Annotated in this window: 18 protein-coding genes and 1 pseudogene; 9 read left to right on the top strand and 10 right to left on the bottom strand. The window is 63.9% G+C overall.

Features of this window, described 5'->3' with window-relative positions; all coding sequences use genetic code 11:
* The first annotated feature begins 8 nt into the window (after positions 1-8).
* The 4 genes from ACMHLQ_RS05550 (at position 9) to ACMHLQ_RS05535 (ending at position 4,187) form a co-directional block, all read left to right on the top strand.
* Entirely contained in the window at positions 9-1,217 is a 1,209-nt protein-coding gene (locus tag ACMHLQ_RS05550; protein ID WP_415405233.1) for a M16 family metallopeptidase, read from the top strand.
* A complete protein-coding gene (locus ACMHLQ_RS05545) occupies positions 1,217-1,801 on the top strand; it encodes a GNAT family N-acetyltransferase (protein WP_415403799.1) in 585 nt (194 codons plus the stop codon). The genes ACMHLQ_RS05550 and ACMHLQ_RS05545 overlap by 1 nt, the downstream gene beginning before the upstream one ends.
* A gap of 62 nt (positions 1,802-1,863) precedes the next feature.
* The gene (locus ACMHLQ_RS05540) at positions 1,864-2,700 is read left to right on the top strand and encodes an MBL fold metallo-hydrolase (protein WP_415403798.1); all 837 of its coding nucleotides are present in this window, start codon (positions 1,864-1,866) and stop codon (positions 2,698-2,700) included.
* Positions 2,701-2,768: 68 nt separating this feature from the next.
* Positions 2,769-4,187: an FAD-binding oxidoreductase gene (locus tag ACMHLQ_RS05535; RefSeq protein ID WP_415403797.1), complete on the top strand. Its 1,419-nt coding sequence runs from the start codon at positions 2,769-2,771 to the stop codon at positions 4,185-4,187.
* Positions 4,188-4,221: 34 nt separating this feature from the next.
* Here ACMHLQ_RS05535 and ACMHLQ_RS05530 read toward each other — a convergent pair whose 3' ends face one another.
* From ACMHLQ_RS05530 to ACMHLQ_RS05515, 4 genes are all read right to left on the bottom strand, one after another.
* Positions 4,222-4,752: an adenine phosphoribosyltransferase gene (locus tag ACMHLQ_RS05530; RefSeq protein ID WP_415403796.1), complete on the bottom strand. Its 531-nt coding sequence runs from the start codon at positions 4,750-4,752 to the stop codon at positions 4,222-4,224.
* Positions 4,749-5,384: a LysE family translocator gene (locus tag ACMHLQ_RS05525; RefSeq protein WP_415403795.1), complete on the bottom strand. Its 636-nt coding sequence runs from the start codon at positions 5,382-5,384 to the stop codon at positions 4,749-4,751. Before ACMHLQ_RS05525 ends, ACMHLQ_RS05530 begins: the two co-directional genes overlap by 4 nt.
* A 21-nt stretch (positions 5,385-5,405) precedes the next feature.
* Positions 5,406-6,287: an S-methyl-5'-thioadenosine phosphorylase gene (locus ACMHLQ_RS05520; RefSeq protein ID WP_415403794.1), complete on the bottom strand. Its 882-nt coding sequence runs from the start codon at positions 6,285-6,287 to the stop codon at positions 5,406-5,408.
* Between the two features lie 139 nt (positions 6,288-6,426).
* Positions 6,427-8,154 (bottom strand): hypothetical protein, encoded by a 1,728-nt coding sequence (locus ACMHLQ_RS05515; RefSeq protein WP_415403793.1) that lies wholly within the window; start codon positions 8,152-8,154, stop codon positions 6,427-6,429.
* 228 nt (positions 8,155-8,382) lie between these two features.
* Here ACMHLQ_RS05515 and ACMHLQ_RS05510 point away from each other — a divergent pair, with 228 nt between their 5' ends.
* Entirely contained in the window at positions 8,383-9,990 is a 1,608-nt protein-coding gene (locus ACMHLQ_RS05510; protein ID WP_415405232.1) for a SulP family inorganic anion transporter, read from the top strand.
* A 54-nt stretch (positions 9,991-10,044) separates the two neighbouring features.
* Here ACMHLQ_RS05510 and ACMHLQ_RS05505 read toward each other — a convergent pair whose 3' ends face one another.
* The 3 genes from ACMHLQ_RS05505 to ACMHLQ_RS05495 all read right to left on the bottom strand — a co-directional run bounded on the left by ACMHLQ_RS05505 (position 10,045) and on the right by ACMHLQ_RS05495 (position 11,559).
* On the bottom strand, positions 10,045-10,230 hold the full coding sequence (locus tag ACMHLQ_RS05505; protein WP_415403792.1) for a hypothetical protein: 186 nt from the start codon (positions 10,228-10,230) through the stop codon (positions 10,045-10,047).
* 94 nt (positions 10,231-10,324) lie between these two features.
* Positions 10,325-10,957: a CatB-related O-acetyltransferase gene (locus ACMHLQ_RS05500; protein WP_415403791.1), complete on the bottom strand. Its 633-nt coding sequence runs from the start codon at positions 10,955-10,957 to the stop codon at positions 10,325-10,327.
* Positions 10,954-11,559, bottom strand: a complete 606-nt coding sequence (locus tag ACMHLQ_RS05495; RefSeq protein ID WP_415403790.1) for a flavin reductase family protein — start codon at positions 11,557-11,559, stop codon at positions 10,954-10,956. The genes ACMHLQ_RS05500 and ACMHLQ_RS05495 overlap by 4 nt, the downstream gene beginning before the upstream one ends.
* Before the next feature lie 96 nt (positions 11,560-11,655).
* On the opposite strand from ACMHLQ_RS05495, the gene ACMHLQ_RS05490 reads away from it, so the two are divergent.
* Complete coding sequence (locus ACMHLQ_RS05490; protein WP_415403789.1) at positions 11,656-12,141, top strand: GNAT family N-acetyltransferase; 486 nt, start codon at positions 11,656-11,658, stop codon at positions 12,139-12,141.
* A gap of 31 nt (positions 12,142-12,172) precedes the next feature.
* Positions 12,173-12,931: an EcsC family protein gene (locus ACMHLQ_RS05485; RefSeq protein ID WP_415403788.1), complete on the top strand. Its 759-nt coding sequence runs from the start codon at positions 12,173-12,175 to the stop codon at positions 12,929-12,931.
* Here ACMHLQ_RS05485 and modC read toward each other — a convergent pair.
* From modC to modA, 3 genes and pseudogenes are all read right to left on the bottom strand, one after another.
* Positions 12,903-14,003, bottom strand: a complete 1,101-nt coding sequence (gene modC, locus ACMHLQ_RS05480) for a molybdenum ABC transporter ATP-binding protein (RefSeq protein ID WP_415403787.1) — start codon at positions 14,001-14,003, stop codon at positions 12,903-12,905. The genes ACMHLQ_RS05485 and modC overlap by 29 nt on opposite strands.
* Positions 14,000-14,691, bottom strand: a pseudogene (modB, locus tag ACMHLQ_RS05475) (molybdate ABC transporter permease subunit). Before modB ends, modC begins: the two are co-directional and overlap by 4 nt.
* The gene (gene modA, locus ACMHLQ_RS05470; RefSeq protein ID WP_415403786.1) at positions 14,688-15,422 is read right to left on the bottom strand and encodes a molybdate ABC transporter substrate-binding protein; all 735 of its coding nucleotides are present in this window, start codon (positions 15,420-15,422) and stop codon (positions 14,688-14,690) included. Before modA ends, modB begins: the two are co-directional and overlap by 4 nt.
* Before the next feature lie 192 nt (positions 15,423-15,614).
* Here modA and ACMHLQ_RS05465 point away from each other — a divergent pair, with 192 nt between their 5' ends.
* Together ACMHLQ_RS05465 and ACMHLQ_RS05460 are read left to right on the top strand one after the other, a co-directional pair.
* Positions 15,615-16,073 carry an NUDIX hydrolase gene (locus ACMHLQ_RS05465; RefSeq protein ID WP_415405231.1) on the top strand — a complete coding sequence of 153 codons (459 nt, stop codon included), beginning with the start codon at positions 15,615-15,617 and terminating at the stop codon, positions 16,071-16,073.
* A 46-nt stretch (positions 16,074-16,119) separates the two neighbouring features.
* Entirely contained in the window at positions 16,120-16,551 is a 432-nt protein-coding gene (locus ACMHLQ_RS05460) for a DUF1178 family protein (protein WP_415403785.1), read from the top strand.
* Positions 16,552-16,553 lie beyond the last annotated feature (2 nt).

The raw sequence follows: 16,553 nt of genomic DNA, 5'->3' as shown, positions 1-16,553 counted from the left end.
CGGAAAACATGCCCGGGCTGGCCTCTGCCTCGATCGGCATCTGGGTCGGGGCGGGCGCACGCCACGAGGCCCCCGATCAGAACGGCATCGCGCATTTCCTGGAACATATGGCGTTCAAGGGCACGAAGCGTCGTACGGCGCTGCAGATTGCCGAAGCGATTGAGGATGTAGGTGGCTACATCAATGCCTATACCAGCCGTGAGGTGACAGCTTACTACGCGCGGGTTCTGCAGAACGATGTGCCGCTGGCCATGGACGTGATCGCCGACATCCTGATGAACCCGGTCTTTGATCACAGCGAGATCGAGGTTGAGCGCGGCGTGATCCTGCAGGAAATCGGTCAGGCGCTCGACACGCCCGACGATGTGATCTTTGACTGGTTGCAAGAACAGGCCTATCCCGAACAACCGCTGGGTCGCACGATCCTGGGCCCGAGTGAGCGTGTCTCCGCCTTTGGGCGCGAGGACCTGTCGCGGTTCATTGGCCAGCATTACGGCCCCGAACAGATGATCCTTTCGGCGGCCGGTGCGGTCGATCATGACGCCATCGTGCGGCTGGCCGAAGAGCTGTTTGGCCACCTTGCACCGCGCCCCTTGCTGGTGGCGGACACGGCCCTCTTTTCTGGTGGTGAGATGCGCCAGACCAAGACGCTGGAGCAGGCGCATTTCGCGCTCGCCTTTGAAAGCCCGGGCTACCGCGACGATGCGATCTATACCGCGCAGATCTATGCCAGCGCATTGGGCGGCGGCATGTCGAGCCGCCTGTTCCAGGAAATCCGCGAAAACCGTGGCCTGTGCTACACGATCTTTGCCCAGGCTGGCGCCTATGCCGACACCGGCATGACCACGATCTATGCGGGCACCTCTGCCGACCAGATCGCCGATCTGGCCACCATCACGGTTGACGAAATGAAGCGCGCGGCCTCCGACATGTCGCAAGCCGAGGTGGAGCGCGCGCGCGTGCAGATGAAGGCGGGATTGCTGATGGGTCTCGAAAGCCCGTCGAACCGGGCCGAGCGATTGGCGCGGCTGATCCAGATTTGGGATCGTGTGCCTGCGCTCGATGAAACGGTTGCCATGATTGACGCGGTCAGCGTCGCGGATGTGCGCGCCTTTGCGGAACAGATGGCAGCCGCGGCACCCATGGCCATGGCGCTTTACGGGCCCGTGGATCAGGCTCCCAGCCGCGCCACCTTGCAGGAGCGCCGCGCCGCCTGATGCTGCTTGCAAAACGGAAATTGCGGATCGAGACGGAGCGGATGACGCTGCGCCCGCCCACGCATTCCGATTTCCGCCCTTGGGCGGCCCTGCGCGCGGCCAGTGCAGATCACCTGACTCCGTGGGAGCCAAGCTGGGCCACCGACCACCTGACACGCAAGGCGTTTACCAACCGGGTCTATTGGGCGCAGCGCTCGGTCGCATCGGGGTCAGCCTTGCCGCTGTTCCTTGTGCGGCGCAAGGACGATGCGCTGATGGGGGCGATCACGCTCGACAACATCCGCCGGGGGCCTGCGCAGGCGGGCACGCTCGGCTATTGGACGGGCGGGCCATATGCGCGCCAAGGTTACATGCGCGAGGCGATCCTGGCTGTTGTGCATTTCGCCTTCACCCGGCTTGACCTGAGCCGGATCGAGGCGGCCTGCCTGCCCGAAAACGTCGCCTCTCGCGGTCTTCTTGAGACCTGTGGGTTCAAATATGAAGGTGTCGCACAAAGCTACCTTCAGATCGACGGGCGCTGGCGCACGCATGTTCTTTATGCCGCGCTGCGCATGGATCGGCGCGGGCGCACGGACGCCGGGTAAGGCGTCTTCAGAATTTATGCAGGACGTTTTGAAAACGCCTGTCTCCGGTCTACCTTAACGCCATGCGCTTGATTCTGCTTTGCCTCGCACTGTGCCTGTCGCCGCTGATCGTTGTCGGCCAGACGGCGCAGACCCGAACACCCAGCCATTGCATTGCACTGGCCGAAGATATCGACGGCGGCACCTACCTGCACCGCGCCAGCTACGCAGCCGAGGTCGCGCCCGAGACGGTACGCATCCACTACATCGCCCATGCATCGTTCCTGATCCGCAGCGCAGGCGGGTTGAACATGGTCACGGATTTCACGGGCTTCACCGGCTCGGCCCCGATGATCCCGGACCTTGTGACGATGAACCACGCGCACGAAACCCATTGGACAGCCAATCCAGACCCAGCAATCCCGCACGTTCTGCCCGGTTGGGGACCATTCGGTGAGGGCATCGATCACCACCTCGACTTGGGCGAAGTGCTCGTCCGCAACGTGTCGACTGATATCCGGTCGCAATGGTCCGGGACGGAGACCAACGGCAACTCGATCTTCATCTTTGAAATGGCGGGTCTGTGTATCGGCCATCTTGGGCACTTGCACCATGAACCCAATGCCGAACAATACGCCGCGATTGGCCGCCTGGATGTGGTCATGGCCGCCGTTGATGGCGGCACGACTGTCGATCTGCCTACGATGATGCGGATCATAGACCGATTGCGCTCGTCCATCGTGATCCCGATGCACTGGTTTGGCGATTACACGCTCGACACCTTTCTGGCGGGGATGCGCGATACATTTCAGGTGGTCGAGGTGGGCGGGCCTGCGCTTGACGTCTCGCTTGACCGGTTGCCATCGCGGCCCACGATCATGGTGCTGCGCCCCGCATGGCTGTCTGCCCCGGCAGAATAGCCCGCAAATGGCCATTGCCGCCCGGCTTGGTTTCATGCCACATCCCCGCCAAATCCAAAGGGTCCATCATGCTGAATTCACTGACGCCTGAACGGGCTGCGGCCTTGCGTGAAACGCTGCCCGCCGACCGCTTTTCAAAGGCCGAAGCCGGTCACCTCGAAGAACCCCGGGGGCGCTATACAGGGCAAGCGGGACTGGTGGCGCATCCCCGCAACACGGACGAGGTTGCGACCCTGATCCGCGCCGCCGTGGAGGCGCGCCTGCCCGTGATCCCGTACGGCGGCGGCACCGGTCTGGTCGGCGGGCAGGTCGCCTCCGACGGGCCGATCCCGCTGATCCTGTCGCTCGACAAGATGACAGCCATCCGCGCAGTCCACGCTGAGGAAAACGTGTTGATCGCCGAGGCGGGCGTGATCCTGGCCGATGTGCAGCAGGCCGCCTCAGAGGCGGGCCGCCTGTTTCCCCTGTCACTGGCTGCGGAAGGGTCGGCGCGGATCGGCGGCAACCTCAGCACCAATGCGGGCGGTACGGGCGTGCTGCGCTATGGCAATGCGCGCGATCTGTGTCTGGGGGTCGAGGCGGTGTTGCCCTCGGGTGAGGTTTATCATGGCCTCAGCCGCTTGCGCAAAGACAACACAGGTTACGATCTGCGCCATCTGCTGATCGGCGCCGAAGGCACGTTGGGCGTGATCACCGCCGCCTCGCTGAAACTGTTCGCCCGCCCCATGCAGGTCGGCACCGCCTTGTTCCAGGTGGACTCGCCCGCCGCGGCCCTGTCCTTGCTGGCCCTTGCGCGCGATCATGTGGGCGAGGGCGTCAGCGCCTTTGAACTGATCCACCGCCAAGGCTTTGATTTTCTGTCCGAAACGATGGAGACGGTGCGCAACCCCTGGACGGACACGCCGGAGTGGTGCGTGCTGGTCGAATTGGGATTGTCCGCAGGCGCAGCACCGTCAGCAGTGCTTGAACGTCTGTTCGAAAGTGCCGTCGGGGACGGCCTCGTGGCCGATGGCATGATCGCACAAAGCGAGGCGCAGCGCGCGGATTTCTGGGCCATCCGTGAAAGCATCCCGGAGGCTAACCGCCGCATCGGCTCGGTCAGCTCGCATGACATCTCTCTTCCGTTGGGCGCACTGGCCAATTTCATTGCCGAAGGGGGCGTACGCATCGACGCGTTGGGTAAGTTCCGCATCAACTGCTTTGGCCATGTGGGCGATGGCAACCTGCACTACAACGTCTTTCCGATGCCCGGCAAAACACGTGCGGACCATTTGGTTGAACGGGACAAGATCAAGCGGATCGTGCATGATCTCGTGCATGAAATGGGCGGGTCAGTCAGTGCCGAACATGGGGTTGGGCGGCTGAAAGTGGATGATCTTGAACGCTACGCCGACCCGGCCAAACTGGCGGCCATTCGCGCGATCAAGGCCGCGCTCGACCCGCTGGGCATCATGAACCCCGGCGCCGTTCTGCGGGCCGGAAACTGACACAGTTTCCAGCCTTTTTTCGTGCCGAAAAAAGCTATGCGCCGTCAAAAGCGCAAAGCGCTGTCACATCCATCCCCATCGCCTCAAGTCGCTTGCGTCCCCCCAGATCGGGCAGGTCGATGACAAAGGCACAGGAGATGATCTCGCCCCCGAGCCGTTCGATCAGCTTGATCCCGGCTTCGGCCGTCCCACCCGTGGCCAGCAAGTCGTCGACCAGCAGGATCTTCTCACCGGCCTTGATCGCGTCGTCATGCAATTCGACAATCGCCTCACCATATTCCAGCGTGTAGGCCTGACTGATCGTGGCCCCGGGCAACTTGCCCTTCTTGCGGATGGGCACAAAGCCGACGGACAGCTGGTGCGCGATGGCGCCGCCCAAGATGAATCCCCGCGCCTCCAGCCCCACAACCTTGTCGATCTGCATGCCCGCATAAGGGTGCAGCATCTGGTCGATGGCCATGCGAAACCCGCGCGGGTCGGCAAACAATGTGGTTACATCGCGGAACATGATCCCTTCATGGGGAAAGTCGACGATGGTGCGGATATAGTCCTGAACGGTTTTCATGTCGCTCTCCGAAGGGTGGCGGTCAGGATGCCCATACCGATCAGCGTGCTGCCGCCCGCGCGCGTCAGCCAGGTCTGGACACGGGGGCGCGTGATGCGGGTGCGCAAGGCGTTGGCCGCGAGGGCAAAGACCATCGCGTTGAGGCCGGCAATGGCAACGAATGTTGCAATGAGAACAGCGGCTTGCGGCGCAAAGGCCGCATTTGCGTCAATGAACTGCGGCACAAAGGCGATGAAGAAGGTGTTCGATTTCGGGTTCAGTGCCGTCACCGTGGTGAGGTCGCGAAAAACCTTGCCTGCCGGTTGCCCGGCGGGCTTGTCCAGCAGCGTGGTCGGCGTTGCCGCATTGCGCGTGCTGAGCAGCATTTTGACCCCGAGATAGACAAGGTAGGCGGCGCCGACCCATTTCAGAATGGTGAAGGCAAGCGCGGAGGTCAGAAAGATCGCGCCGAGCCCGATGACCGACAGTGTCATCGCGATCAGATCCCCCGTGGCCACGCCAAGGGCTGAGGCCACGGCCACACGGCGCCCTTGCGTAAGGGCATAGCTCAGCACCATCATGATCGTGGGGCCGGGCATCACCAGCAAAACGGTCGAGGCGGCCGCGAAGGCCAGCCAAAGGTCAAAGGTCATGGGGTATCTCTCCTGCTCGGGTCAGCCGCCATTCAACACGCGTCCGGCGACGGCGTCCAGTTTGGCAATCATCGCAGGGTCGCGCGCATCGGGGGCCGTCAGAATGGCGTATTCCAGGGCGCGGTCACAGCCATGCGGGCAGGGTGCGCGGTCTGAACCCAGCAGCGCGGGCAAGCGGCGTACCATGTCGCGTGCCTTGTCGGCATTGCCCATAAGTGTCTGAATAATCTGGGTAACATCCACCTCGCCGTGATCGGGATGCCAGCTGTCATAATCGGTGATCATGGCAACAGAGGCATAGCACAGCTCGGATTCGCGGGCGAGTTTGGCTTCGGGCATGTTCGTCATGCCAATCACATCCGCGCCCCAGCTTTCCCGGTACATCTTTGACTCCGCCAGGGTCGAAAACTGCGGCCCTTCCATCGCCAGATAGGTGCCGCTTTCATGCACTGTGATCCCGGCATCGCGCGCGGCAGTCAGGCAGGCGGCGCCAAGGCGTGGGCAGGTGGGGTGGGCGACGCTCACATGGGCCACGCAGCCCGTGCCGAAAAAGGATTTCTCGCGTGCGAATGTCCGGTCAATGAATTGATCTACAACGACAAAATCACCCGGCGCCATCTCTTCTCGGAAACTGCCACAGGCCGAGACCGAGATCACATCCGTCACCCCCAGCCGCTTGAGCGCGTCGATATTGGCGCGGTAAGGCACGGAGGTGGGGGAATGCACATGCCCGCGCCCGTGGCGGGGCAGAAAGGCCATGTCGACACCACTCAGGCTGCCGGTCAAAATCTGATCCGAAGGTGCGCCCCAGGGCGTGTCGACACTGACCCAGGTCGCCTCGGACAGCCCTTCGATGTCGTAGATGCCGGAGCCGCCGATCACGGCGATTTTGGTCTGGGTCATGCGGGCCTCTTGCAAAGTTTTTCGAGCGGGAAAACGGGGTCAAAAGGCCCGTCACACCCCGTGCACCATCCGTACACAAAGCGCTCACCCCGTGTACACCCCCACCGCGCGCACGAGGGCGTGTATGCGCAACGCCCCCTCATTCGCGGCGGATGATTCCGGTGATGGCCGCAGCGCCCAAGGCGGTGATGATCCAGCCCAAAACAGTGAACACCCAACGCGCCCACCACAGGTGATAGCCCCACGGCCCGCGCGAGGTCGAGGGGGCCCAGGCGTCCGTTTGTCCGAATTCGATGATCGGGATGACGACGTCGACCGCATAGGCCCCGGCGCTGAAAGTTTCCCAGTCGCGCCCCTTGGCGGTTGCGGCGGACCAGGCCTTGGCCGGGTTGGCGGCGTCCTGTGCATCCCGCCACCCGTCAGAGGCCTGAACAACCGCGCTGTTGGGGGCAAAGTCGCCCGCGTGATAGGCCATGAAAGAGGGCAGGGCGCAAAGCACAATCAGCAGGATCAGCACACCAAGGGCCCGAAACGGTGCATGACCATAGCCAATGACCAGCCTGAACGCGGGATCAAGGAACAGTCGGTCCCACCAGGCCCAGAGTTTCGCGCGCACCAGTTGCAGGTCATTTAGCCCTGTTACCTCGCGCGGGTCCACGGACCGACGGCGGCGTTCAGCCCGCAGGAAAGCCTCGCGTTCTTCCAGGATCACACGCGCATCGGCATCGTGGCCCACATCGCGCAGGAACTTGGCGTATTGCGAATAGGGCTGTGGAAAGAACTTGGCGTCAAAATGGCTGCCGTTTTCCAGCCATGCCCGCCGGTCTTTCGAGACAGAGACCTTGCCCTTGATCCGGTCATAGGTGAAGCCGAAAAGCACAAGCCCATCAGGCGTTTGCGGCCAATGGGCCGGATTGTCGGCCAGTTCCACCACATGCGCGCCGTTCAGGCTGACCGTGCCCGCGTGCACGACGGTCTGTTCCCAGATCATGTCCTGCGTCACCCGCATGCGCTGCCCGTTAAAGGCGTGCCCGTCCTCGTTGTTGAACTGCGCCTTTTTCAGATCGAGCCGCCCGTGAATGACCGCGCCCGACAGGATCACTTCGCCCGTGAACCGCGCGCCATCCGACACTTTGGGCCCGCTGTCGCTGTCCACGTTGCGCGCGGCAAAGGACACGTTGCCCTGCACGGTCAGGTTCGTGGCCTGCAAGGCGACACCGTTCGAGGCCGTCAAAACCAACCCTTCGCAGTAGAAGCCGCCCAGCGTCGCCTTGGTCAGCCAGATCATGTCGCGCATTTCGGTGTCTTGCAGCAATACGCCGCCATCAACCCTGATGCTTTGCCCGTAGAATGCGCGCCCGCGTTTTCCCTCGATCAGCGAGTCGACGATTTCCAGCCGCCCGCCGATATTAGCCCCTGCAAAGGAGACCATGCCGCGCACATGCACCCCGCGCAGCAGCGCGTTGCCCCCGATGGTGGCACCTTGCATCTTGAGCCCCTCAAGCGCACTGCCCGACAGGATCAGCGACACGATCTGCGCCTCATTGGCAAAGATCATGTCGTCAAAGCTGCAATTCAGCAGGCGCGTGGCACCCCTTGTCGTTTCGTAATCCAGATCGAGAATGCCGGTGACATGAGCCCCTTCGAGACGCACGCCGCGCCCGTCCACGTTGTGGTCGGGGCAGCCACCCAGGATCAGATAGCGCAGGATATTGGCGCGGATGGTGCAGTCGGGCGTCGCCACCTCGGGCCGCACGCCCCCGTTCAGGATGCAGGGCCGCCCCTCGCGGCTGTCGTCGATCAGTTGCTGTTCGGCGGGGGTAGGGTGGTGCTGGGCGAGGTCTTGGTAGGTTTTGATCGTTGGCATTGTGGGAACCGTGGTGCTGCTTGGCGTCACGGTAGACGAAGTTGCCCCTTTGTTAACCCCGATCTGCGATGTGCACGAAAGAATACGGTGACTTTTTGGGCGCGGTCCGTCAGGGAGTTGGCACGCGTCCGCACCCCCATGGCCTTTCCAGAACTGATCCGTTAGACGGCGCGCAACCACGACATTAGAGCAGGCGGAGCCTTTATGGCCTTTTTCGACTTTTCCAACATGAGCACCAAGACACGGTTTGGCGACTTTTCCATCGCGCCGGGCGAGGTAAAGCTGACCCCCGGACAGATCCGCACGGACCTGTTGTCGGGCCTGACGGTTGCGCTGGCGCTGGTGCCCGAGGCGGTGGCCTTTGCCTTTGTCGCCGGGGTGCACCCGCTGGTCGGTCTTTATGCGGCCTTCATGGTGGGGTTGATCACGGCGCTTTTTGGCGGGCGTCCGGGGATGATTTCCGGGGCCACGGGCGCCCTGGCCGTCGTCATGGTCGCGCTGGTGGCGCAGCACGGGGTCGAATACCTGTTTGCCACCGTTGTCCTGATGGGCCTGTTGCAGATTTTCGCAGGTGTGATGCAGTGGGGCAAATTCATCCGCCTCGTGCCGCACCCGGTTATGCTTGGCTTTGTGAATGGCCTCGCGATCGTCATTTTCCTCGCACAATTGACCCAGTTCAAGGTGCCCGGCAGTGCCGAGGCGTCGGGTCACGGCATGGCGGGCGGCGACTGGCTGACCGGCACGCCGCTCTATCTGATGCTTGGTCTTGTGGGCCTGACCATGTTCATCATCTGGGTGTCTCCGCGGGTGACACGCATCATCCCCGCGCCTTTGGCGGGCATCGGGATCGTGGCGGCGATTGTCATCGGTTTCGGCCTCGATGTGCCCCGTGTGGGCGATCTGGCCAGCATCGAGGGCGGCTTGCCCCCGTTCCACATTCCGGCCGTTCCGCTGACATGGGAAACGATCCAGATCATCCTGCCCTATGCGGTGATCCTGGCCGCCATTGGCCTGATCGAGAGCCTTTTGACCCTGAACCTGGTCGGCGATCTGACCAACCAGCGCGGGGGCGCGAGCCAGGAATGTATCGCCCAGGGCGTGGCGAACACAGCCACGGGATTCTTTGGCGGCATGGGCGGATGTGCGATGATCGGTCAGTCGATGATCAACGTGAAATCGGGCGGGCGCACGCGCATTGCGGGTGTGTCGGCGGCGCTGTTCCTGCTCGGCTTTATCCTGATCGGGTCATCCGTGATCGAACTGATCCCGCTGGCCGCGCTGGTGGGCGTGATGTTCATGGTGGTGATCGGGACGTTCGCCTGGAACTCGTTGAAAATCCTGCGCAAGGTGCCGTTGACGGATGCGTTCGTGATCGTGCTCGTCACCGTTGTCACGGTGATGGAAGACCTCGCCGTCGCGGTTGTTGTCGGGGTGATCGTCTCTGCGCTGGCCTATGCGTGGAACAACGCGCGCCGCATTCACGCCAAGGCCTATACCACACCCGAAGGCGCACGCGTCTACCAGGTGCAGGGGCCGCTGTTCTTTGGCTCTGCCACCGGTTTTGTCGAGATGTTCGATGTGGAAAACGATCCCTTGGAGGTGATCGTGGACTTTGCCGACAGCCGGGTCGTGGACCAGTCCGCCCTACAGGCGATCGAGGCGATTGCGGCCAAGTATCAGGAGGTTGGCAAGCGCGTGCAACTGCGCCACCTGACCCATGACTGCCACCGCTTGCTGACAAATGCGGGCCACCTGATCGTGGACAGTGATGATGACCCCGACTACGAGGTCGCAACGGACTACGGTGTGCGCACCGGCATTCTGGGCGGTCACTGATCCGAATGGATTTCAAGGGCCGGGACGATGCCAGCCCTTGAGCAAGACTGTGATTTAGTTGGTCAGAACGCCGACACCGGCACCGACCACGGCCCCTTCGACACAGCGCCCGTTGGCCAGAACTTCGCCCGCTGCGCACCCGATGGCACCACCAACCACAGCGCGTTCAACGCCGTTGTCGCCACAGGCCGAAAGCCCCAAGATCGAAGCCACTGCCGTGAAGGTCAAAATTTTGCGCATGGGTCATTCTCCTGAACCGATTGATGTGGCGGCAGGTTAGCATGCAGATGTTCGCGCCGCGAAGTCGATGCGCGGGATGTCGGCAGTTTGACGCTTACGCGCGGGTAAGGGCAGCCACATCGCCTGCCAGTAAGGCGGGCACGGCGGCCTGCACGCGGTCCGCAGGCCAATCCCACCATGCGAGGGTGTTGAGCGTGGCGATTTCAGCCTCGGTAAACCGCATCCGCACCACTTGCGCAGGGTTGCCCGCAACGATGGCATAGTCCGGCACCGTACCCCGCACGACGGCGCCTGCGCCCACGATCACCCCGTTGCCGATACGCGCACCGGGGCAGATGATCGCGCCATAGCCCAGCCAGATATCGTGGCCGATCACCGTATCGCGCGTATCGGGTTGGAAACTGCCAATCTGTGCCGAATCGAAGATCGGAAAGGGAAAGGTGGTCAGCCCATCCGTGGCATGGTTCGCCCCCGACGTGACAAAGCGGACGCCATGGGCGATCTGGCAATAGCGTCCGATGCGCAACCGCTCTGGCCCCATCCCGAACAGGTAGGGGGCCAGATGCGCCGCCCAGTCGGCCGGTGGGTCAAAATCCGAGGCATAGGTGTAATCGCCGATATCCCAACTGGCGTGGTCGATCACCCGGTTCAGAAACACGGTGCCCTGATGATGCGCGCCGTCGGGCAAGGTCACGGGATAGGCCCGGCCTGGGTCTGGAAAGGTCATTCGCCGGGCCGCTTCAGGCTGAATTTCTCCCGCACCACCGAATAGTCGCGATAGCCCAGCCGCGTCAGTGGGTTATAGCGCAGCACGTCAAAGACACCGTCGACAATACAGTCGTCGCGCAGGTGGATGCCCACGACTTCGCCAAAGACCACGAAATTGGCCGCGCCCTCGATTTGCACGATCTGCGTGACGCGACACTCCATGGAGGCAGGCGCGGCTGCCACGCGGGCGCAGTCGATCTCTCCACATGCGGCCTTTTCGATGGTGGCGAGGTCGAATTCGTCCGTGTCAGCCGTCCAGTCGCCCGAGGTCTGGTTCATGGCGTCCTTCATCGCGTATTCGACCACATTGACGCAGAACACGCCTGTCTCGCGGATGTTGGCGACGCTGTCCTTGGTGCCGTCCCGGTCCGTCTTGGTCCCGGTCGAGGCGAACATGACCTGCGGCGGCACATAAGCCACGCCGTTGAAAAACGAATAGGGGGCGAGGTTGTCAGACCCGTCCGCGCCACGTGTCGACACCCATGCGATCGGGCGGGGCGTGATCAGGGCGTTGAAGGGGTTGTGGGGCAGGCCGTGGCCATCGGCAGGGCGGTAGAACATGGGCTCTCCTTCGGGGCGTTTGCGCAAGGGTTACCCCCATGCTAGGGCGGGGGCCACCCCTTGGAAGACCCGAACCCGACCGCGCGACCCGAACCCATGTATCATCTGACTGAAGAGACCGCCGATGACTGGTGGGAGGTCGAGGCGCTGTACGATCTGTGCTTTGCCCCCGGGCGCGAGGCGTTGTCATCCTACCGCCTGCGCGACGGGGTGCCATCGGTGGCAGGGCTGAGCCATGTGGCGCGTGACAGCGACGGCATTCTGGCCGGTGCGATTCGCTATTGGCCGGTGCGTATTGGCGAGGATACGGCCCTGTTGCTGGGCCCTGTGGCCGTGCACCCGACCCGGCAGGGCGAGGGGCTGGGGGGCCAGTTGATCGAGACATCGCTGGACGCGGCCGTGGGGTCCGGTTGGGCGCGTGTGATGCTGGTGGGGGACGCGCCCTATTACAGCCGCTTTGGGTTTTCGCGCCTCAGCGATGTCGTCATGCCCCCGCCCACCAACCCGGCGCGTGTTCTGGGCCGTGCCCTGTCGCAGGGTGCGTGGGACGCCGTGGCGGGGGAAGTGACCCGCGCGCATTGAAACGGGGGCCTTCGCCCCCAATCTATTCCTCATGACAGAGCTGATCCTTGCCCCGCCGCCCGTCGATCCCGAAGTCGAGCTGGAGCGCCTTGCGCGCCGCTACAAGGCCGCAGGGGGGCTGGGGATCCAGGTGCTTAACACGCTTGGCACCGGGGCCGATGGCCTGCTTGAGCGTTTGCCCGAACCTGTGCGCGACCAGCTAAACGCCGCAACCAGCGCGGCCCTCACCCAGGCCATGCAGGCCGCCACCACGTCGCGCCGGGTTGTCCCCGATCAGGCCGAGTGGCTGAACAGTGCCGTGACCACCGCCATGGGTGCGGCAGGTGGCTTTGGCGGTTTGCCCACCGCCCTGGCCGAACTGCCCGTGACCACGACCCTGCTGTTGCGCGTGATCGAGGGGGTTGCGGTCGAACATGGCTTTGACCCCGGCGCGGAGTCGGTGCGCTTTGACTGTGTGCAGGTCTTTGCCGCCGCCGGACCGCTGGAACATGACGACGGGTCCGACATCGCATTCCTGTCCGCGCGCATGGCGCTCAGCGGGGCGGCGATGCAGGCCGTGATCACCCGCGTGGCACCTCGTCTGGCCGTTGTGTTGGGCCAGAAACTGGCCGCCCAGACCGTGCCGGTGCTGGGTGCCGTTGCGGGTGCGGCCACGAACTATGCCTATACCAGTTACTACACCGACATTGCCCATGTGCATTTCGGACTGCGCCGCCTCGCGGTCGAGACCGACGCGCCGCATGATCACATGGTCGCCCGCCTCAGGGCGCAGGTGCTGGCGCTGAAGTAGTGCCGCCCGAGATGGCGATCTGGGACACGGACGTGGCCTTGATAATGGCATGAACGTGCTGCCCGACCTCCAGCCCCAGCGACGTCACCGCCCGCGCCGTCACACGCGCAAGCAGCGTGTCCCCACCCGCATCCATAGCAATCATGGCCCCCGGCCCATCGCCCGAACGGATCGCGGTGATGCGCACGGGCAGAATGTTCTGCGCGCTCAGCCCTCGCGGCTCTTCGCGCGACAACAGCACATCCTGCGCCAGCACGCGCAGCCGCACCTCTGCCCCGACAGGGGCGTGCACGCCAAGAAGTTGCAGCGTGCCGGTGCCCACAGCCAAAGTGCTCAGCCCATCATCGCCGTGGTGCATCACCCGTGCACGCAGCACAGCCCCCGCCTCGCGCACGCCCAGCAGGGGCACGGCGGCAGGGTCGGCCATTACGTCAAACAGCGGCCCGGCGCGCGCCACCCGCCCATCGGCCAACAGCACCATGTGATCGGCCAGCCGCGCCACCTCGTCCACCGCGTGGCTGACATAAAGGATCGGCACACCCGCATCGGATTTCAGCCGGTCGAGATAGGGCAGGATCTCGGCCTTGCGTGGCCCGTCGAGGGCGGCCAGAGGTTCATCCATCAACAGCAGCAGCGGATCGGCCAGCAGCGCGCGCCCCAGGGCGACGCGTTGGCGCTCCCCGCCCGACAGGGTGGCAGGGCGGCGCTCCAGCAGCGCGCCGATGCCCAGCATCTCGATCACACGGGCGCGCCCCTGGGGCCGCGCGCCGAACCGAGCCGCATAGTCGAGGTTTTGCGCCACGCTCAGATGCGGGAACAGGCGCGCGTCCTGAAACACATAGCCGACGCGGCGCTTGTGTGGGGGCAGGCAAGTCGTGGCGTCGTTGAAAACGGTGCCATCCAGTGAAATCTGCGCCCTGTCCGGGCGCAACAGCCCGGCAACGGCGTTCACAACCGTGGTCTTGCCCGCGCCCGAACGCCCGAACAGGGCGGTGACACCCGGCCCGGCCTCGAACGCGACATCGAGGGTGAGCGCACCAAAGCGGTGGGTGAGGGAAACCGACAGCGTCATGTGCCCGCGATCCTGCGCGCAACGCGCCGTGCCAGCCACTCTGACAGCACCACAGCACCAAGGGCCAGCACACAGGCCCAAAGGACCAGCGTGATCGCCGCATCCTCGCCCCCCGGCACCTGCAACAGCGCATAGATGGCCGAAGGCAGGGTTTGGGTTTCGCCGGGAATGTTGGCGACAAAGGTGATGGTGGCCCCGAATTCGCCGATGGCCTTGGCAAAGCCCATGACACCGCCCGCAAGGATGCCGGGCAGGATCAGGGGCAGGGTGACGGTGCGAAACACGGCATGGCCGGGCGCGCCGAGCGTGCGCGCGGCCTCTTCGATCTTGGGGTCCACCGCCTCGATGGCAAGGCGGATGGCGCGCACCATCAGGGGAAAACCCATGACGATGGCGGCCAGCACCGCGCCCGTCCAGCGAAAGGCAAGGACAAGGCCGAAGGCCTGTTCAAGAAACCGACCCGCAGGCCCGGTGCGCCCAAAGGCGATTAGCAGCAGGTAGCCGGTGACGACTGGGGGCAGAACCAGCGGCAGATGCACGGCGGCATTGAGCGCTGATTTCCCCCAAAGTCGCGCCGCGCCAGCAACCAGGCGATCCAAGTGGCGAGAGGCAGCGCCAGCAGCGTGGCCACCACGCCAACCAGCAGCGACAAGCGCAGGGCGTCCCAACCGGCGGCATCCAGCATCATGGCAGGGCCGCAAATCCGGCGGCCACGAACGCCTCTGTCTGGGTGGTGACGTGCTCAAGAAATGCGGCCCCTTCGGGTGTCAGGGACAGGCCAGGATACTGGATGGGAGGATGCGCTGCGCTGGGCACATCCCAGACTACGTCGACTGCCGCACTGGCCTGTGCATCAGAGGCATAGACGATGCCAAGGGGGGCCTCGCCCCGCGCCACAAGCGCAAGGGCGGCGCGCACGTTTTCGGTTTCCGCCAGATGCGGGCGCAGCGCGTCCCACGCGGTGATATCGGCCAACCAGCGTTGCGCATAGATGCCTGCGGGCACCGACATGTGCTGACCCATCGCCAGCCGACCGCCTTCGAGACGGGCCAACAGGTTTTCGGCATCTGCACGGGCCAGAACAGGCTGCCCGGCGGGGGCGACAACCACGAGACGGTTCGAGATCACGGTCGTGGCCGGACCGGCCACATGGCCTTGGCTCACCAGCCAATCGGCCCAGTCCACATTGGCCAGAATCACGACATCTGCCGGTGCGCCAAGGCTGATCTGGCGCGCAATCGTGCCGCTGCCTGCATAGCTGATCGTGACGTCCTCGTCCCAAACTGCCGCAACGGCATCCAGCGGACCCTGCAGGCTGGCGGCGGCAAAGACGCGCAACGGCGCACCATAGGTTGCGGTCGCTGCGACCAGCGCCCACACAACCAACGCCAAGCCCTTGATCCAGTTGCAGGTTTTCATCACCCGGGCACTATTGGGCAACGGGCCACATGGCTCAAGGGGCAAATGCGCTTTTGCGACGGCGCAGCTGTGCTCATTGGGGCGCGATCCTGTGGATAAGTGCCAAAAATCAGCGGGGATTCTGGATTTCTTGGCACGGATGACGTATGTTGGCACCAATAACGGAGGGCCAGGGCAGTGACCGCCCCATTCATTAAACAGTTGCCTCTGACATATTCAGGTGCACATAAAACGGATGTCCGCACGCAATTTGCCGCGCTGTGCTACAGGATCAAGAATGACAAGGTTCAGGTCCTGCTTGTGACGTCGCGCAGGTCCGGCCGCTGGATCGTGCCAAAGGGCTGGCCGCAGGACGGCAAGACGCCTGCGCAAAGCGCGGCAATCGAGGCGTGGGAAGAGGCCGGTGTGCTGGGGCGCCCGGATCCGCGCCCGCTGGGGATGTTTTCCTATAGCAAGCTGATCGAGGACGACGATGATCTGTCCTGCGTGGCCATGGTCTATGCGGTCAAGGTCAAGACGCTGGCATCCGAGTTCCCCGAAGTCGGACAGCGCAAGCGCAAGTGGGTCAGCCGCAAGAAGGCCGCCGCCATGGTGGACGAGCCCGAACTGGCGCGTATCCTGCGCGACTTCGATCCGCGTTACCTGCGCTGACACGCGCCATTGCGTCTGGCGCGGGCGCGATTATGTTAAGCGGGCAATGATCAAATACACCCTCAAATGTGACAACGGGCACGATTTCGAAAGTTGGTTCGCCTCGGCTGCGGCCTATGACGGCCTTGCGGCGGCCGGGCATCTGGCCTGCACGGCGTGTGCCTCGCCCAATGTCGAAAAGGCCATCATGGCACCGCGCGTCGCGACAGCGCGTGAGGCAGAGGCGCAAGTGCCAGAGGCGGGGACACCCTCGGCCACCGAAATGGAAGCCGCGCTGAGCAAGATGCGCGCCGAGGTCGAAAAGAACGCAACCTATGTCGGTGGAAACTTCGCCAAGGAAGCGCGCGACATGCATCTGGGCGACGTGCCTGACCGCCCGATCTGGGGTGAGGCGAATGCCAAAGAGGCCAAGGCCCTGATCGAAGACGGGGTGCCCGTCGCCCCATTGCCCTTTATCCCAACACGCAAAGCAAACTGATC

The sequence above is a fragment of the Tateyamaria algicola genome, assembly GCF_047715485.1.
GTDB lineage: Bacteria > Pseudomonadota > Alphaproteobacteria > Rhodobacterales > Rhodobacteraceae > Tateyamaria.
This window is presented reverse-complemented; position numbering and strand designations above follow the sequence as displayed.

What these genes read in the sequence shown, in the direction of transcription:
- ACMHLQ_RS05550 (WP_415405233.1), top strand. Translation starts at nt 9, where the DNA reads ATGCCCGGGCTGGCCTCTGCCTCGATCGGCATCTGGGTCGGGGCGGGC.
- ACMHLQ_RS05545 (WP_415403799.1), top strand. Translation starts at nt 1,217, where the DNA reads ATGCTGCTTGCAAAACGGAAATTGCGGATCGAGACGGAGCGGATGACG.
- ACMHLQ_RS05540 (WP_415403798.1), top strand. Translation starts at nt 1,864, where the DNA reads ATGCGCTTGATTCTGCTTTGCCTCGCACTGTGCCTGTCGCCGCTGATC.
- ACMHLQ_RS05535 (WP_415403797.1), top strand. Translation starts at nt 2,769, where the DNA reads ATGCTGAATTCACTGACGCCTGAACGGGCTGCGGCCTTGCGTGAAACG.
- ACMHLQ_RS05530 (WP_415403796.1), bottom strand. Translation starts at nt 4,752, where the DNA reads ATGAAAACCGTTCAGGACTATATCCGCACCATCGTCGACTTTCCCCAT.
- ACMHLQ_RS05525 (WP_415403795.1), bottom strand. Translation starts at nt 5,384, where the DNA reads ATGACCTTTGACCTTTGGCTGGCCTTCGCGGCCGCCTCGACCGTTTTG.
- ACMHLQ_RS05520 (WP_415403794.1), bottom strand. Translation starts at nt 6,287, where the DNA reads ATGACCCAGACCAAAATCGCCGTGATCGGCGGCTCCGGCATCTACGAC.
- ACMHLQ_RS05515 (WP_415403793.1), bottom strand. Translation starts at nt 8,154, where the DNA reads ATGCCAACGATCAAAACCTACCAAGACCTCGCCCAGCACCACCCTACC.
- ACMHLQ_RS05510 (WP_415405232.1), top strand. Translation starts at nt 8,383, where the DNA reads ATGAGCACCAAGACACGGTTTGGCGACTTTTCCATCGCGCCGGGCGAG.
- ACMHLQ_RS05505 (WP_415403792.1), bottom strand. Translation starts at nt 10,230, where the DNA reads ATGCGCAAAATTTTGACCTTCACGGCAGTGGCTTCGATCTTGGGGCTT.
- ACMHLQ_RS05500 (WP_415403791.1), bottom strand. Translation starts at nt 10,957, where the DNA reads ATGACCTTTCCAGACCCAGGCCGGGCCTATCCCGTGACCTTGCCCGAC.
- ACMHLQ_RS05495 (WP_415403790.1), bottom strand. Translation starts at nt 11,559, where the DNA reads ATGTTCTACCGCCCTGCCGATGGCCACGGCCTGCCCCACAACCCCTTC.
- ACMHLQ_RS05490 (WP_415403789.1), top strand. Translation starts at nt 11,656, where the DNA reads ATGTATCATCTGACTGAAGAGACCGCCGATGACTGGTGGGAGGTCGAG.
- ACMHLQ_RS05485 (WP_415403788.1), top strand. Translation starts at nt 12,173, where the DNA reads ATGACAGAGCTGATCCTTGCCCCGCCGCCCGTCGATCCCGAAGTCGAG.
- modC (WP_415403787.1), bottom strand. Translation starts at nt 14,003, where the DNA reads ATGACGCTGTCGGTTTCCCTCACCCACCGCTTTGGTGCGCTCACCCTC.
- modA (WP_415403786.1), bottom strand. Translation starts at nt 15,422, where the DNA reads ATGAAAACCTGCAACTGGATCAAGGGCTTGGCGTTGGTTGTGTGGGCG.
- ACMHLQ_RS05460 (WP_415403785.1), top strand. Translation starts at nt 16,120, where the DNA reads ATGATCAAATACACCCTCAAATGTGACAACGGGCACGATTTCGAAAGT.